This window comes from Pseudomonas sp. NPDC098747, assembly GCF_044760045.1.
Lineage (GTDB): Bacteria > Pseudomonadota > Gammaproteobacteria > Pseudomonadales > Pseudomonadaceae > Aquipseudomonas.
Map to the genome: position 1 here is coordinate 478 of NZ_JBIWAL010000079.1, position 16,735 is coordinate 17,212.

The 16,735-nt window shown below is 59.6% G+C and carries 14 protein-coding genes; 9 read left to right on the plus strand and 5 right to left on the minus strand.

Annotated features, from left to right (window positions below):
• The 4 genes from ACIQVE_RS27160 to ACIQVE_RS27175 all read right to left on the minus strand — a co-directional run.
• Positions 1-109 (minus strand): hypothetical protein (locus ACIQVE_RS27160; RefSeq protein ID WP_402814549.1); only part of this gene is annotated, 109 nt, incomplete at its 3' end.
• A gap of 140 nt (positions 110-249) precedes the next feature.
• Complete coding sequence (locus ACIQVE_RS27165) at positions 250-645, minus strand: DNA polymerase III subunit chi (protein ID WP_402814519.1); 396 nt, start codon at positions 643-645, stop codon at positions 250-252.
• Positions 646-653: 8 nt separating this feature from the next.
• On the minus strand, positions 654-1,082 hold the full coding sequence (locus ACIQVE_RS27170) for a DNA polymerase III subunit chi (RefSeq protein WP_402814521.1): 429 nt from the start codon (positions 1,080-1,082) through the stop codon (positions 654-656).
• A gap of 57 nt (positions 1,083-1,139) precedes the next feature.
• Positions 1,140-2,630 (minus strand): leucyl aminopeptidase, encoded by a 1,491-nt coding sequence (locus ACIQVE_RS27175; RefSeq protein WP_402814524.1) that lies wholly within the window; start codon positions 2,628-2,630, stop codon positions 1,140-1,142.
• 576 nt (positions 2,631-3,206) lie between these two features.
• Between ACIQVE_RS27175 and lptF the strand changes: the two genes are divergently transcribed.
• The 8 genes from lptF to pdxJ all read left to right on the plus strand — a co-directional run bounded on the left by lptF (position 3,207) and on the right by pdxJ (position 11,612).
• Positions 3,207-4,328, plus strand: a complete 1,122-nt coding sequence (lptF, locus tag ACIQVE_RS27180) for an LPS export ABC transporter permease LptF (protein ID WP_402814526.1) — start codon at positions 3,207-3,209, stop codon at positions 4,326-4,328.
• Positions 4,321-5,382 carry an LPS export ABC transporter permease LptG gene (gene lptG / locus ACIQVE_RS27185; protein WP_402814529.1) on the plus strand — a complete coding sequence of 354 codons (1,062 nt, stop codon included), beginning with the start codon at positions 4,321-4,323 and terminating at the stop codon, positions 5,380-5,382. Before lptF ends, lptG begins: the two co-directional genes overlap by 8 nt.
• Positions 5,383-5,554: 172 nt before the next feature.
• Complete coding sequence (gene lepA / locus ACIQVE_RS27190) at positions 5,555-7,354, plus strand: translation elongation factor 4 (RefSeq protein WP_402814531.1); 1,800 nt, start codon at positions 5,555-5,557, stop codon at positions 7,352-7,354.
• 5 nt (positions 7,355-7,359) lie between these two features.
• The gene (lepB, locus tag ACIQVE_RS27195) at positions 7,360-8,214 is read left to right on the plus strand and encodes a signal peptidase I (RefSeq protein WP_042557787.1); all 855 of its coding nucleotides are present in this window, start codon (positions 7,360-7,362) and stop codon (positions 8,212-8,214) included.
• Positions 8,215-8,383: 169 nt separating this feature from the next.
• Positions 8,384-9,073 carry a ribonuclease III gene (gene rnc / locus ACIQVE_RS27200; RefSeq protein WP_402814535.1) on the plus strand — a complete coding sequence of 230 codons (690 nt, stop codon included), beginning with the start codon at positions 8,384-8,386 and terminating at the stop codon, positions 9,071-9,073.
• Positions 9,066-9,968 carry a GTPase Era gene (gene era, locus ACIQVE_RS27205; protein ID WP_042557789.1) on the plus strand — a complete coding sequence of 301 codons (903 nt, stop codon included), beginning with the start codon at positions 9,066-9,068 and terminating at the stop codon, positions 9,966-9,968. The genes rnc and era overlap by 8 nt, the downstream gene beginning before the upstream one ends.
• Positions 9,969-10,130: 162 nt before the next feature.
• A complete protein-coding gene (gene recO / locus ACIQVE_RS27210) occupies positions 10,131-10,820 on the plus strand; it encodes a DNA repair protein RecO (RefSeq protein ID WP_402814537.1) in 690 nt (229 codons plus the stop codon).
• Positions 10,821-10,868: 48 nt separating this feature from the next.
• Positions 10,869-11,612 carry a pyridoxine 5'-phosphate synthase gene (pdxJ, locus tag ACIQVE_RS27215; RefSeq protein WP_402814540.1) on the plus strand — a complete coding sequence of 248 codons (744 nt, stop codon included), beginning with the start codon at positions 10,869-10,871 and terminating at the stop codon, positions 11,610-11,612.
• Between the two features lie 125 nt (positions 11,613-11,737).
• Here pdxJ and mltF read toward each other — a convergent pair whose 3' ends face one another.
• Positions 11,738-13,198 carry a membrane-bound lytic murein transglycosylase MltF gene (mltF, locus tag ACIQVE_RS27220; RefSeq protein WP_402814543.1) on the minus strand — a complete coding sequence of 487 codons (1,461 nt, stop codon included), beginning with the start codon at positions 13,196-13,198 and terminating at the stop codon, positions 11,738-11,740.
• 285 nt (positions 13,199-13,483) lie between these two features.
• On the opposite strand from mltF, the gene purL reads away from it, so the two are divergent.
• Positions 13,484-16,735 (plus strand): phosphoribosylformylglycinamidine synthase (gene purL / locus ACIQVE_RS27225; protein ID WP_402814546.1); only part of this gene is annotated, 3,252 nt, incomplete at its 3' end.

Sequence of the window (16,735 nt, forward strand, 5' to 3'; positions counted from 1 at the left end):
TCATGCTCGTGTAGGACTCGCCCGCGCCTTGCGGGGCGAAGTAGTTCTCGGACTCCCAGGTGTTGTACCAGGAAGTTTCAATGGCGTGCGGCTGGTAGGTCTTATCCATGCGCGGCGGGACCCTATTGGCATTTATTCAGGAAAAGCCGGGAAGTATAGCGAGGCATGGGGCCGAGGGCGAGCGGGGGAGGACCAGGCGGAGATCAAAAGTGTGGGAGCCAACAGGCTGGCTCCCACAGGGATTGGGGGTTATTCGTACTGGCTTAGCAACCGTTCCATCCGCGCATCGAGGCGGCGTTTGATTTCGGTTTCGATGTGCGGGGCAAAATCGTCGATCACGTCTTGCATGATCAATTGCGCAGCGGCGCGCAACTCGCTGTCCAGATGCAGTAAGGCATCCGGGCCTTTATCGACAGTGGCTGCAGGCTGCGCAGCGGGTGCCTGGACGGGTGTCGCTGACGGTGCGACGGCTGGCGGTTCACTGCCAACCGGATCGAACAACATCGGAATCTGTTCCTGTTCACCGTCATCGACCGTATCGGTCAGCAGCGGTGGTTGCAGGTTGTCGTCGCCGAGCAACTGGCGGATCGATTCGAGATCGTCCAGCAGGTGCGCGGACTTTTGCTGCGGTTTCGGAGTGTCCATTGGAATGCTCAGAGTCGCTGTAAACGGTGATCTTGCAGAGGATAGCCTTGTTCGCGGTAGAAACGGAAACTCTCCCGCGCGGCCGCTCGAATCGTTGGATCTTCCACCACCACTTCCGCCACTCGGGCGAATTTACTGGCGAAGGCCGGGACTTTCAGGTCGAGATTGACCAGTAAATCCTGATGCTGGCCGCAGTCATCGCCCAAACCCAGAACAACAAAACCGTCCGGTTCGCTGTCGGCAGGGCCGTGAGGCACGAAGCTTTCGCCCTTGAACGCCCACAGACGCGCATCGAGATCGTCACGCTGAGCGGCATCGCTGCAATGCAGGTAGATGCGATGACCCATGCGCCAGGCTTTCTCGGTGAGCTTGCAGGCAAAGTCCAGGCGCGCAGAAGGATCGGCGCTGGGCAAGATATAGAAGTCGACTTTGGTCATTGCGGTTCCAGAGCGGTAAACGGCGTCACCCGAGAGTGACGCCGCTCATCGGCGGTTTCAGGCTTTGGCGCGGTCCAGTAGGTATTGGGTCAGCAGAGGCACTGGGCGGCCAGTGGCGCCCTTGTCCTTGCCGCCGCTGGTCCACGCGGTGCCGGCAATGTCCAGGTGCGCCCAGTTAAGGTTCTTGGTGAAACGCGACAGGAAGCACGCGGCCGTGATGGTGCCGGCCTTCGGCCCGCCAATGTTGGCGATGTCGGCGAACGGGCTGTCCAGTTGCTCTTGATACTCATCGAACAGCGGCAGTTGCCAGGCGCGGTCGTCGGCAGCCTTGCCGGCGCTGAGCAGTTGGCCGATCAGTTCGTCGTTGTTGCCCAGCAGGCCCGAAGTGTGGGCGCCCAGAGCAACCACGCAAGCGCCGGTCAGTGTGGCGATGTCGATCACCGCTTGCGGCTTGAAGCGCTCTGAGTAGGTCAGGGCATCGCACAGCACCAGACGGCCTTCGGCGTCGGTGTTGAGGATTTCCACGGTCTGGCCGCTCATGGTGGTGACGATGTCGCCCGGACGGGTCGCATTGCCGCTCGGCATGTTTTCGGCGCAAGCGAGGATGCACACCAGGTTGATCGGCAGTTTCAGCTCAAGTACCGCACGCAGGGTGCCGAACACGCTGGCAGCGCCGCCCATGTCGTACTTCATTTCGTCCATGCCGGCGCCCGGCTTCAAGCTGATGCCGCCGGTGTCGAAGGTGATGCCTTTACCGACCAGTGCGTACGGCTTCTCGGATTTCTTGCCGCCGTTGTATTGCATGACGATCAGGCGCGGCGGTTGTTCGCTGCCTTGGCCGACGGCGTAGAACGAGCCCATGCCCAGTGCTTTGATCTTCTTCTCGTCGAGGACTTCGACTTTCAGATCCTTGAACTCTTTGCCGAGGTTCTTGGCTTGCTCACCAAGGAATGTCGGGTGGCAGATGTTCGGTGGCAGGTTACCCAGGTCGCGGGTGAAGGCCATGCCGTTGGCGATCGCAGTGGCGTGAGTCACGGCGCGCTGCACTTCAGCCTGGGCGGCTTTGATGGTCAACAGGGTGATTTTTTTCAGCGCGCGTGGTTCGGCTTTCACGCTCTTGAATTGATCGAAGCTGTATTCGCCGTCGACCAGGGTTTCGGCCAGCAGACGGGTTTTGCCGTAGCTGTCGCGGCCCTTGACGATGACTTCGTCCAGCGCCAGCACGGCGTCGCTGCCGTTCAGGCCTTTCAGAGTGTTGAGGATGCCGGCCACGATTTTGCGGAACGGACGATCGCCCAGTTCCTCATCCTTGCCCACGCCGACCAGCAGCACGCGCTCGGCTTTCAGGTTCGGCAGGCTGTGCAGCAGCAGGCTTTGACCGACCTTGCCGGCCAGATCGCCACGCTTGAGTACGGCGCTGATCGCGCCGCCGCTGAGCTCGTCGACCTGCTTGGCAGCAGCGCCGAGTTTGCGGCCTTCGCCGACGGCAACCACCAGGGTGGCGGTTTTCAACGTTTCTGGGCTAACGCTTTTTACAACCAGTTCCATGTCCGGATCCCTGAATGAATGGTCAACACACAGGCGTTCGACGGTGTCTGCAGTCGCCTGCTTATAAATAGAAGAGGCGCAGGCCAAAGCCTGCGACAAGGGCCGCAGTTTGAACCTCGCTCCCCGCGCCTGACAACCCTAGGGGGCGTTCTCAATTAGTTTTCACACCGCGTTGTCGCCTTAAAGCCGGCCATGCAAGGCGCAGGCCGCCGGGAATGGTTGTTCCCTTTCCAAGGCCTGCAACGCAGACTGGCCGGCTTTAAGGCACAACCCGAAGGGCCGGGCCTGCTGTTGTGCAGGGCTGCGTTGCTCGAAGCTTATTTGGAATGACCAAACCACGCTTCTCGCGCCTTGCCCTGCACAACAGCTGACCCGGCGCGGTGTGAAAACTAATTGAGAGCGCCCCCTAGGTTGTACGATCTTCAACCGATTGCGTGCGAGGATGAGTGTGCGCAGTGACAGGCGCCCTCAATCACAGGATAATGCCGCATCTTTTTTCGACGGCTCTGCGTTGCGGGCCGGTCGATGTGTTTGCTTGTTTGGCCGCCTTAGCCTGACAACACTGGAGTGTCTGGTTTGATCGTCTTCCGTTATCTGTCCCGCGAAGTTCTATTGACCCTCAGCGCCGTGAGTGCCGTGCTGTTGGTCATCATCATGAGCGGTCGCTTCATCAAATACCTCGCTCAGGCCGCTGCCGGCCAGCTCGATCCGGGCTCGCTGTTCCTGATCATGGGCTTTCGCCTGCCGGGTTTCCTGCAACTGATTCTGCCGCTGGGCCTGTTCCTCGGGATCCTGCTGGCCTACGGTCGCTTGTACCTGGAAAGCGAAATGACCGTGCTCTCGGCCACCGGCATGAGTCAGCAGAAGCTATTACGCATGACCCTGTTTCCGGCGACGCTGGTTGCGCTGGTCGTGGCATGGCTGAGCCTGGGTCTGGCGCCGCAAGGTGCCAACCAGTTCCAGTTACTGCTGAACAAGCAGGACGCCCTGACCGAATTCGACACCCTTGAGCCGGGACGCTTCCAGGCCCTGCGCGACGGCACGCGGGTGACGTACACCGAGACCCTGAGCGACGATCGCGTCAACCTGGGCGGCGTGTTCATCTCGCAGAAGAACCTCGGCGCCGATCAGAAAGACCGCGGGATTTCCGTGCTGGTGGCCGAGTCGGGTCGTCAGGAAGTCCGCCCCGACGGCAATCGCTACCTGATCCTCGATAACGGTTACCGTTACGACGGCAGCCCCGGCCAAGCTGATTACCGCGCCATTCATTACGAGAATTACGGCGTGCTGCTGCCCAAGCCGGACGTCAGCGAAGAAGTCACCGACCGTGACGCGATGCCGACATCGGCCCTGTGGGGCAGCGACGACATTCGCTCCAAGACCGAACTGCAATGGCGCCTGTCCCTGCCATTGCTGGTGTTTATCGTGACCCTGATGGCGGTGCCGCTGTCGCGAGTCAATCCGCGTCAAGGGCGTTTCCTCAAGCTGCTGCCGGCGATTCTTCTTTATATGGCTTACCTGACCATTCTTATTGCCGCCCGCGGCGCCCTTGAAAAAGGCAAGATTCCACCGGCGCTCGGCTTGTGGTGGGTGCATGCGATCTTCCTGTTCATCGGCCTCGGCCTGCTCTATTGGGAGCCGCTGCGCCTGAAGATGGCCAGCCGTCGCGCCGCTGCGCTGGAGGTGGCCCGTGGTTAAACTCGACCGCTACATCGGCAGCAGCGTGTTCATGGCGATCATCGCTGTGCTGGCGATCATTCTCGGTCTGGCGACGCTGTTTGCCTTTATCGATGAAATGGGCGACGTCAGCGAAACCTACACGCTGGTTGACGTTCTGGGCTTCGTGCTGCTGACAGCACCCCGTCGTCTCTACGAAATGCTGCCGATGGCGGCGTTGATCGGTTGTCTGATCGGCCTCGGCAGTCTTGCCAGCAGCAGCGAACTGACGGTGATGCGCGCCGCCGGTGTGTCCATTGGCCGTATCGTCTGGGCGGTGATGAAGCCAATGCTGGTGCTGATGTTGGCCGGCGTGCTGATCGGCGAATACGTCGCACCCGCCACCGAAAGCATGGCCCAGGCCAACCGCTCGCTGGCCCAAGGCAGCGGCGACGCGCAAAGCGCCAAGCACGGCATGTGGCACCGCCAGGGTGAAGAGTTCATTCATATCAACGCCGTGCAACCCAACGGCCTGCTGTATGGCGTGACCCGCTACCACTTCGACAAGGAACGCCATCTGTTGAGTTCGAGCTTCGCCAAGAAGGCCGAGTTCGACGTCGATCACTGGCAGCTCAGCGACGTGACGACCACTGTGTTTCGCGATCGCAGCACGGAAGTCGTGAACACGCCCGTCGAGCGTTGGGATGTGGCTCTGAGCCCGCAATTGCTCAGCACCGTGGTCATGGCGCCGGAATCGCTGTCGATCAGCGGTTTGTGGGGTTATATCCACTATCTAGCCGAGCAGGGCCTGAGCAACGGTCGTTACTGGCTGGCATTTTGGGTCAAGGTGTTGCAGCCGCTGGTCACCGCTGCGCTGGTGCTGATGGCGATCTCCTTTATCTTCGGCCCGCTGCGTTCGGTGACCTTGGGTCAGCGTGTCTTTACGGGTGTGCTGGTGGGTTTCACCTTCCGCATCGTCCAGGATTTGCTTGGCCCGTCGAGCCTGGTGTTCGGTTTCTCGCCGTTGTTTGCGGTGCTGGTGCCGGCTGGAGTCTGTGCGTTGGCGGGGGTCTGGCTGCTTAGACGAGCCGGTTGATGAACAAGCTTTCATCCGCCGTTTAACCTTGAAAACGCCTCGATCGACAGATCGGGGCGTTTTTGCATGCAATCCGGGTGACAGGTGAACGTGACGCTTGCGCCGTGTATCAGGTACAATTCCCGGCTATTTTTCGGCGGGCTATGCCTGCAGCCTTTTTGAGTGTTGACCCGTGAGTGATTTGAGTCATATCCGCAATTTCTCCATCATCGCCCACATTGACCATGGCAAGTCGACGCTGGCCGATCGCTTCATCCAGATGTGCGGCGGCCTGGCCGAGCGTGAAATGGAGGCCCAGGTACTGGATTCCATGGATCTGGAGCGTGAACGCGGGATCACCATCAAGGCCCACAGCGTCACCCTGTATTACACCGCCAAAGACGGCATCAAATATCAGCTGAACTTCATTGACACCCCGGGCCACGTCGACTTCACCTACGAAGTCAGCCGTTCCCTGGCCGCGTGCGAAGGTGCATTGCTGGTAGTCGACGCGGGTCAGGGTGTTGAAGCCCAGTCCGTGGCCAACTGCTACACCGCTATCGAGCAGGGCCTTGAGGTCATGCCGGTACTGAACAAGATCGACCTGCCGCAGGCCGACCCTGATCGCGTCAAGGACGAGATCGAGAAGATCATTGGCATCGACGCCACTGACGCCGTCACTTGCAGCGCCAAAACCGGCCTGGGTGTCGACGAAGTGCTCGAGCGTCTGGTGCACACCATTCCTGCGCCAACCGGCAACATCGAAGATCCGCTGCAAGCGTTGATCATCGACTCCTGGTTCGACAACTACCTGGGCGTTGTTTCCCTGGTGCGCGTACGTCATGGCCGCGTGAAGAAGGGCGACAAGATCCTCGTCAAGTCCACCGGCAAGATCCACCTGGTCGACAGCGTTGGCGTGTTCAACCCGAAACACACCGCCACGGTTGACCTGAAGGCCGGCGAAGTGGGCTTCATCATCGCCAGCATCAAGGACATTCACGGTGCACCGGTCGGTGACACCCTGACCTTGAGCTCGACGCCGGACGTTGAAGTGCTGCCAGGCTTCAAACGCATTCAGCCACAGGTTTACGCCGGTCTGTTCCCGGTCAGCTCCGACGACTTCGAAGATTTCCGCGAAGCGCTGCAGAAACTGACACTTAACGACTCGTCGCTGCAATACACCCCGGAAAGCTCCGACGCACTGGGCTTCGGCTTCCGTTGCGGCTTCCTCGGCATGCTGCACATGGAAATCATCCAGGAACGTCTCGAGCGCGAGTACGACCTGGACCTGATCACCACGGCGCCGACGGTAATTTTTGAGCTGCTGCTGAAAACCGGTGAAACGATTTACGTCGATAACCCGTCGAAGCTTCCGGACATCTCGTCTGTTGAAGACATGCGCGAGCCGATCGTGCGGGCCAACATCCTGGTTCCGCAGGAGCACTTGGGCAACGTCATCACCCTGTGTATCGAGAAGCGCGGTGTACAGCACGACATGCTGTTCCTCGGCAATCAGGTGCAGGTTACTTACGATATTCCGATGAACGAAGTGGTCCTCGACTTCTTCGACCGTTTGAAGTCCACCAGTCGCGGCTATGCTTCGCTGGATTACCATTTCGATCGTTATCAATCGGCTAATCTGGTGAAACTGGACGTGCTGATCAACGGTGACAAGGTCGACGCCCTGGCGCTGATCGTGCACAAAGATAACGCGCACTACAAAGGTCGCCAGTTGACCGAGAAGATGAAAGAACTGATTCCGCGTCAGATGTTCGACGTCGCGATCCAGGCCGCCATCGGCGGGCAGATCATTGCGCGAACTTCGGTCAAGGCACTCAGAAAGAACGTATTGGCCAAATGCTACGGTGGTGACGTCAGCCGTAAGAAGAAACTGCTGGAGAAGCAAAAGGCCGGTAAGAAACGCATGAAGCAGGTCGGCAACGTGGAAATTCCACAAGAAGCCTTCCTTGCAGTGCTCAGGTTGGATAGTTAGGTCCTATGTCACTAAATTTCCCGCTGTTGCTGGTCATCGCCGTGTTCGTTTGCGGCCTGTTGGCGTTGCTCGATCTGTTGATCCTCGCGCCGCGTCGGCGTGCTGCCATTGCCTCCTATCAGGGCAGCGTCAGCCAGCCTGACGGGGTGGTGGTCGAGAAACTGAACAAAGAACCGCTGCTGGTTGAATACGGCAAGTCGTTCTTCCCGGTGTTGTTCATCGTGCTGGTGCTGCGTTCGTTCCTGGTGGAACCGTTCCAGATTCCGTCCGGCTCGATGAAACCGACCCTGGACGTCGGCGACTTCATTCTGGTGAACAAGTTTTCTTACGGGATCCGCCTGCCGGTGATCGACAAGAAAATCATCGAAGTCGGTGATCCACAGCGCGGCGATGTGATGGTGTTCCGCTATCCGAGCGACCCTGCCGTCAACTACATCAAACGTGTAGTCGGCCTGCCAGGTGACACGGTGCGTTACACCGCTGACAAGCGTCTGTTCGTCAATGGCGAGTCGATTGCCGAGCAACTGGTCGGCTCCGAGCCGGGCACGTTGGGCAGCGCCGAGCTCTACAAGGAAAAACTCGGCGCCGCCGAGCACCTTATCCGCAAGGAAATGAGCCGCTATCGCACCCCGCCGGATCGTACGTGGACAGTGCCTGCCGGGCACTACTTCATGATGGGCGACAACCGCGACAATTCGAACGACAGTCGTTATTGGGATGATCCGAACATTCCCAAGGATCTGCTGGGCATGGTTCCCGACCAGAATATCGTCGGCAAGGCCTTCGCGGTCTGGATGAGCTGGCCGGAACCGAAACTCAGCCACCTGCCGAACTTCTCGCGGGTTGGCCTGATCAAGTAATCACACACGGCGCTGTTAACCACAGCGCCGAATGCATTTCTGGAGCCGACACAATCGGCTTCGCAATCGCCAGGATTTAATTTTTGAACACAGCGTTAATTGTCCCAGGCCTGCGCCGTACCCCGGCGATGGCGGTGGAATCCAGCTTTGAACACAGCGTGGGTAAACCGTGAGCGCCTCATTAAGCCGTCTCGAGCGTCAGCTCGGTTATACCTTCAAGGATCAGGAGCTGATGCTCCTGGCCCTGACGCACCGCAGTTTTGCCGGGCGCAACAACGAACGCCTGGAATTCCTCGGTGACGCCATCCTCAACTTCGTCGCCGGCGAAGCGCTGTTTGACCGCTTCCCGCTGGCCCGCGAAGGCCAGTTGTCGCGTTTACGCGCACGTTTGGTGAAAGGTGAGACGCTGGCCGTTCTGGCTCGCGGTTTCGACCTTGGTGATTATCTGCGTCTGGGTTCCGGTGAACTGAAAAGCGGCGGTTTTCGTCGCGAATCGATTCTGGCCGACGCCCTTGAAGCGCTGATCGGTGCGATCTACCTCGACGCAGGCATGGATATGGCGCGCGAGCGCGTCCTGGCCTGGCTGGCCGGCGAGTTCGAATGCCTGACGCTGGTCGACACCAACAAGGATCCCAAGACCCGTCTGCAGGAACATCTGCAATCGCGCGGTTGCGACCTGCCTCGTTACGAAGTAGTGGATATCCAGGGTGAGCCGCACTGCCGAACCTTCTTCGTCGAATGCGAAGTTGTCTTACTGAATGAAAAAAGCCGAGGTCAGGGTGTGAGTCGTCGTATTGCCGAACAGGTAGCGGCCGCCGCAGCACTGATTGCCCTGGGCGTGGAGAATGGCAATGACTGATACAAATGCAACTCGCTGTGGCTATGTTGCCATCGTCGGCCGTCCCAACGTGGGCAAGTCCACGCTGCTGAACCACATCCTTGGCCAGAAGCTCGCGATCACCTCGCGCAAGCCGCAGACCACTCGCCACAACATGCTCGGGATCAAGACCGAGGGTGACGTGCAAGCGATCTACGTCGACACCCCGGGCATGCACAAGGGGGGCGAAAAGGCGCTGAATCGCTACATGAACAAGACCGCTTCGGCGGCGTTGAAAGACGTCGACGTGGTGATTTTTGTGGTCGATCGCACCAAGTGGACCGACGAAGACCAGATGGTGCTGGAGCGCGTGCAGTACGTGACCGGCCCGCTGATCGTCGCACTGAACAAGACCGATCGCATCGAAGACAAGGCCGAGCTGATGCCGCACTTGTCGTGGTTGCAGGAACAGCTGCCGAACGCGCAGATCATCCCGATTTCGGCGCAGCACGGCCACAACCTTGAAGCGCTGGAAAAGGTCATCGCCAACCATCTGCCGGAAAATGATCACTTCTTCCCGGAAGACCAGATCACCGACCGCAGCAGCCGTTTCCTTGCCGCCGAGCTGGTGCGCGAGAAAATCATGCGTCAGATGGGCGCCGAGCTGCCGTACCAGATCACCGTCGAGATCGAAGAATTCAAGCAGCAGGGCAAGACCCTGCACATCCACGCTTTGATCCTCGTTGAGCGTGATGGCCAGAAGAAGATCATCATCGGCGACAAGGGCGAGCGCATCAAACGCATCGGCACTGAAGCGCGCAAGGACATGGAGCTGCTGTTCGACTCCAAGATCATGCTCAACCTGTGGGTCAAGGTGAAGGGCGGCTGGTCCGACGACGAGCGTGCGTTGCGTTCGCTGGGTTACGGCGACTTGTAATTCGTCTGGCGATATATCGATCCATTGTGGGAGCGAGCTTGCTCGCGAAGAGGGCGTAACATTCAGCATTGATGTTGATTGTTGCACCGCATTCGCGAGCAAGCTCGCTCCCACAGTAGTTTTAGGTTGTGTGTAAAACTGCGTTTCTTCATCGAGAACTCAATGTCGCAAAACCCGCCTCCCGCCCAACCGGCCTACGTCCTCCACTCCCGCGCCTACCGCGAAACCAGCGCGTTGGTGGACTTCCTCACGCCGCAAGGTCGGCTGCGGGCGGTGTTGCGCAGTGCTCGGGGCAAGGCCGGGACCTTGGCGCGGCCGTTCGTGCCACTGGAAGTCGAGTTCCGCGGCAAGGGTGAGTTGAAGAATGTCGGGCGCATGGAAAGTGCCGGTACCGCGACCTGGATGGTCGGCGAGGCGCTGTTCAGCGGCCTCTATCTCAATGAGTTGTTGATTCGCTTGCTGCCTGCCGAAGATCCGCATCCGGCGGTGTTCGATCATTACGCCGCCACGCTGGTGGCCCTGGCCGAAGGTCGGCCACTGGAACCCTTGCTGCGGTCCTTCGAATGGCGACTGCTGGATGATCTTGGCTACGGCTTTTCCATGAGCACCGATGTTCACGGCGAGCCAGTCGCGCCGGACGGTCTCTATCGCCTGCAAGTGGATGCAGGGCTTGAGCGTGTCTACCTGCTGCAACCGGGGCTGTTCAACGGCACCGAATTGTTGGCCATGGCCGAAGCCGATTGGTCAGCGCCCGGTGCACTGTCCGCCGCCAAGCGGCTGATGCGTCAGGCATTGGCGGTTCATTTGGGCGGTCGTCCTCTGGTCAGTCGCGAGCTGTTTCGCAAGCCCTGATCTCACGTATGCTGTGCGCCGAATCTTTTCCTTCAGGAGCGCGCACCCGTGACCACCAGCAATCGCATTCTTCTTGGCGTGAACATCGACCACGTCGCCACCCTGCGTCAGGCCCGTGGCACGCGCTATCCGGATCCGGTCAAGGCTGCGCTGGACGCTGAAGAGGCGGGCGCCGACGGCATCACCGTGCACCTGCGTGAAGACCGCCGCCACATTCAAGAACGCGACGTGCTCCTGCTCAAGGATGTGCTGCAAACCCGCATGAACTTCGAAATGGGCGTCACCGAAGAAATGATGGTGTTCGCCGAGCTTATCCGCCCAGCGCACATCTGCCTGGTACCGGAAACCCGTCAGGAACTGACCACCGAAGGCGGTTTGGACGTCGCCGGTCAGGAAGCGCGGATCAAGGCAGCAGTTGAGCGTCTTTCGAAAATCGGCAGCGAAGTGTCGCTGTTCATCGACGCCGACGAGCGCCAGATTGCGGCGTCGAAACGTGTCGGCGCGCCAGCTATCGAGCTGCACACCGGACGTTATGCCGACGCTGAAACCCCGACTGATGTCGCTGAAGAGTTGAAGCGTGTGGCGGACGGTGTGGCGTTTGGTTTGGCTCAAGGCCTGATTGTTAATGCCGGTCATGGTCTGCATTACCACAACGTTGAAGCGGTGGCGGCGATCAAGGGCATCAACGAATTGAACATCGGCCATGCGCTGGTGGCGCATGCGTTGTTCGTGGGCTTCAAGTCTGCGGTGTCCGAGATGAAAGCGTTGATCCTGGCGGCTGCGAAAGCTTAAATATCAACGAAAAACCCTGTGGGAGCGAGCTTGCTCGCGAAAGCGTAGTGTCAGTCGACATATTATTTGACTGATGCACCCCATTCGCGAGCAAGCTCGCTCCCACAGGGGGTCTATGGTGTTGGTTACAGCGGGGCAGGCTCTTGGGTCGGCTTGGACTTGTCGATCGCCGGCACATGCAGGTTGCCCTCAGCCACCTGATCGCCCTCAAGCTGCGGCTGGGTCACCCAGGTGAGAATGTCGTAGTAACGGCGGATGTTCGCCACGAAATGCACCGGCTCGCCGCCACGGGCATAGCCGTAGCGGGTCTTGCTGTACCACTGTTTCTGCGACAGGCGTGGCAGGATCTTCTTCACGTCCAGCCACTTGTCCGGATTCAACCCTTCCTTGGCCGTCAGTTTGCGCGCGTCATCCAGATGGCCGCTGCCGACGTTGTATGCCGCTAGCGCAAACCATGTGCGATCCGGCTCCTTGATCGAATCATCAAGCTGATCCTTCATATAAGCGATGTACTTGGCGCCACCCATGATGCTCTGCTTTGGATCGAGGCGGTTGGACACGCCCATCGCCTGAGCGGTGCTCTGGGTCAGCATCATTAGGCCGCGCACGCCGGTTTTGGAGGTGACCGTGGGCTGCCACAGTGACTCCTGATAACCGATTGCCGCGAGCAGGCGCCAGTCGACTTTCTCTTTCTTCGCGTAGTTCTTGAAGTGCTGTTCGTATTTCGGCAGGCGCTGTTGCAAGTGCTGGGCGAACGTGGTGGCGCCCATGTAACCGAGGACGTCTACGTGGCCGTAGTAGCGGTCTTTCAAACGTTGCAAGGTGCCGTTTTTTTGCACCTTGTCCAGATAGTCGTTGATCTCGTTGAGCAGGCTGTTGTCTTCGCCCGGGCCTACCGCCCAGCTCTGGCTGCGCGCATCGCCAAGGTCGAAGGCCACGCGGATGTTGGTGAAATACACCTGATTCATCGCCACTTCGTTGGAGTCGACCAGGGTCAGGTCGATCTGGCCTTCGTCGACCATGCGCAACAGGTCGACCACCTCGACGGCGTCGGACTCTTCGTATTCGATGCCGGGAAATTTCTGTTTCAGCTCGGCCAGTTGCTCGGCGTGGGTACTGCCCTTGAGCACCATGATCTTCTTGCCGACCAGATCACCGGCGTCGGTCGGCCGCGACTGGCCGTTGCGATAGATGATCTGCGGCGTGACTTCGAGGTAGGAGTGGGAGAACCGCACCTGCTGCTTGCGCTGGTCGCTGCTGACCAGGCCGGCAGCCGCCAGTACCGGCCCGTTGGGTTTGCCGATCTGGTTGAAGAGGTCGTCGAGATTGTCGGCGGTCTCGATTTTAAGTTCGACACCCAAATCGTCGGCAAAGCGCTTCACCAGCTCGTATTCGAAGCCGGTTTCACCGCTGCGATCCTGGAAGTAGGTGGCGGGGCTGTTTCGGGTAATCACCCGCAGCACACCATCCTCCTTTACGCGCTCGAGTGTGTTGGGTTTATCAACACAGCCACCGAGCATCAGGAAGAGTCCGGTTGCGATCAGCCATTTGGCGTACCGCGGACGCAAAGCCGTTGGGAAAAACATTTGCGCAGTATACGCAAAGGACAACGAGCGCCATATCTCGACAGCGTAGGGCTACTCTGCTAGAGATCACAAAACCAGCCGAAACCCCGCAGAAACGGGCCTGAAGGGCATTTTGTTACAGTAAAAATTAACGCTGTTCACTCGTCGCGTAAATTTGACTCTCAAGGCAGAAACACAGATCGACACCCGAGTGCAACCGTGCGTAGCGTTTCGGGTGATGTTGAGGGCGGTTTAGGCTAGAATGCACGGCCTCAAAGCACACCCCTTCCCGAGGCTGTCCCGAAGATGTTGATCCTGCGCGGCGCTCCTGCCCTTTCTGCCTTTCGCCACAGCAAACTCCTTGAGCAACTGAGCCGATGCGTTCCGGCTGTCAGTGGCTTGTATGCTGAATTCGCTCACTTCGCCGAAGTTACCGGCGTCCTGACCGGCGACGAACAGCAGGTGCTTGCGCGCCTTCTGAAGTACGGTCCAAGTGTTCCGGTTCAAGAGCCGACCGGCCGTCTGTTCTTGGTGTTGCCGCGATTCGGCACCATCTCGCCATGGTCGAGCAAGGCCAGCGACATTGCCCGCAACTGCGGCCTGAGCAAGATCCAGCGTCTGGAGCGCGGCATCGCGTTCTACGTGGCCGGTCAGTTCAGCGACGCCCAAGCGCAGCAGATTGCTGATGTATTGCATGACCGCATGACGCAAATCGTCCTCGGCAACCTAGAACAGGCCGCCGGTCTGTTCAGCCACGCTGAGCCGAAACCGCTGACGGCGATCGACATCCTCGGTGGCGGTCGCGCTGCGCTGGAGAAAGCCAACACCGAGCTGGGCCTGGCCCTGGCTGAAGACGAAATCGACTACCTGGTCGACGCTTTCAACGGTTTGAAGCGCAACCCGCACGACATCGAACTGATGATGTTCGCCCAGGCCAACTCCGAGCATTGCCGCCACAAGATCTTCAACGCCAGTTGGGACATTGACGGCCAGAGCCAGGAAAAAAGCTTGTTCGGCATGATCAAGAACACCTACGTGATGCATAGCGAAGGCGTTCTGTCGGCTTATAAGGACAACGCCTCGGTGATCGTCGGCAACGTTGCCGGCCGTTTCTTCCCGAACCCTGAAACCCGCCAGTACGGCGCGGTGCAGGAACCGGTGCACATCCTGATGAAGGTTGAAACCCACAACCACCCGACCGCGATTGCCCCGTTCCCGGGCGCATCCACCGGTTCCGGTGGCGAAATCCGTGACGAAGGCGCAACCGGTCGTGGCGCCAAGCCAAAGGCTGGCCTGACCGGTTTCACCGTATCCAACTTGCAGATCCCGGGCTTCGAACAGCCGTGGGAAGTGCCGTACGGCAAGCCTGAGCGCATCGTTACCGCCCTCGACATCATGATCGAAGGCCCGCTCGGCGGCGCCGCGTTCAACAACGAATTCGGTCGTCCGGCCCTGACGGGCTACTTCCGTACCTTCGAACAGTCGATCACCACCCCGCACGGTGACGAAGTTCGCGGTTACCACAAGCCGATCATGCTGGCCGGCGGTATGGGCAACATCCGCGAAGAACACGTCAAGAAGGGCGAGATCGTCGTTGGCTCCAAGCTGATCGTGCTTGGTGGCCCGGCGATGTTGATCGGTCTGGGTGGCGGTGCCGCTTCCTCCATGGCCACCGGCACCAGTTCGGCGGATCTGGACTTCGCTTCCGTGCAGCGTGAAAACCCTGAAATGGAGCGTCGCTGCCAGGAAGTTATCGACCGTTGCTGGCAGTTGGGTGACAAAAACCCGATCAGCTTCATCCACGACGTCGGCGCGGGTGGTTTGTCCAACGCCTTCCCGGAACTGGTCAACGATGGCGAGCGCGGTGGCCGTTTCGAACTGCGCAACATTCCAAACGACGAGCCGGGCATGGCCCCGCACGAAATCTGGAGTAACGAATCCCAGGAACGTTACGTTCTGGCCGTTGGCCCTGAAGACTTCGCGCGCTTCCAGGCGATTTGCGAACGTGAGCGTTGCCCGTTTGCCGTCGTCGGTGAAGCCACCGCCGAGCCGCAACTGACCGTGACCGATAGCCACTTCGGCAACAACCCGGTGGACATGCCACTGGAAGTGTTGCTGGGCAAAGCCCCGCGCATGCACCGTTCGGTTGTTCGTGAAGCCGAGCTGGGTGATGACTTCGATCCGTCGAACCTCGACATCACTGAAAGCATCGAGCGCGTTCTGCATCACCCGGCTGTTGCGAGCAAGAGCTTCCTGATCACCATCGGCGACCGCACCATCACCGGCCTCGTCGCTCGTGACCAAATGGTTGGCCCTTGGCAGGTTCCGGTGGCCGACGTTGCCGTCACTGCGACCAGTTTCGATGTTTACACCGGTGAAGCGATGGCGATGGGCGAGCGTACTCCGCTGGCTCTGCTGGACGCTCCGGCGTCGGGCCGCATGGCCATCGGCGAAACCCTGACCAACATCGCCGCCTCGCGCATCAACAAGATTTCCGACATCAAACTGTCGGCGAACTGGATGTCGGCTGCCGGCCACCCGGGCGAAGATGCACGTCTGTACGACACTGTGAAAGCGGTCGGTATGGAACTGTGCCCTGAGTTGGGCATCACCATTCCGGTGGGCAAGGACTCGATGTCCATGGCTACCCGTTGGAACGATAACGGTGAAGAAAAAACCGTGACCTCGCCGATGTCTTTGATCGTGACCGGTTTCGCGCCAGTGGCTGACATCCGTCAGACCCTGACCCCGGAACTGCGCATGGACAAGGGGACCACCGACCTGATTCTGATCGACCTCGGTCGCGGTCAGAACCGCATGGGCGCCTCGATCCTTGCCCAGGTTCACGGCAAGCTCGGCTCACAAGCGCCGGACGTCGATGACGCGGAAGATTTGAAAGCTTTCTTCGCAGTGATCCAGGGCCTCAACGCCGACGGTCACCTGCTGGCTTACCACGACCGTTCCGACGGTGGTCTGCTGACCAGCACCGTGGAAATGGCTTTCGCCGGTCACTGCGGTCTGAGCCTGAACCTTGACGGTCTGGCTGAAACCTCGGCCGACATCGCCGCGATCCTGTTCAACGAAGAACTGGGCGCCGTGATCCAGGTTCGTCAGGACGCCACCCCGGATATCCTCGCGCAGTTCAGCGCTGCCGGTCTGGGCGACTGCGTGTCGGTGATCGGTCAGCCAATGAACAACGGCCAGATCAACATCACCTTCAACGGTGACACCGTGTTCGAAGGCCAGCGTCGTCTGCTGCAACGTACCTGGGCTGAAACCAGCTACCAGATCCAGCGTCTGCGCGACAACGTCGACTGCGCCGAACAAGAGTTCGACGTGCTGCTGGAAGAAGACAATCCGGGGCTGAGCGTCAAGCTGAGCTACGACGTCAATCAGGACATCGCCGCGCCTTACATCAAGAAAGGCATCCGCCCACAGGTTGCCGTACTGCGTGAGCAGGGCGTCAACGGTCAGGTGGAAATGGCCGCAGCGTTGGACCGCGCCGGTTTCTGCGCGATCGACGTGCACATGAGCGACATTCTGGCCGGCCGTGTCGAC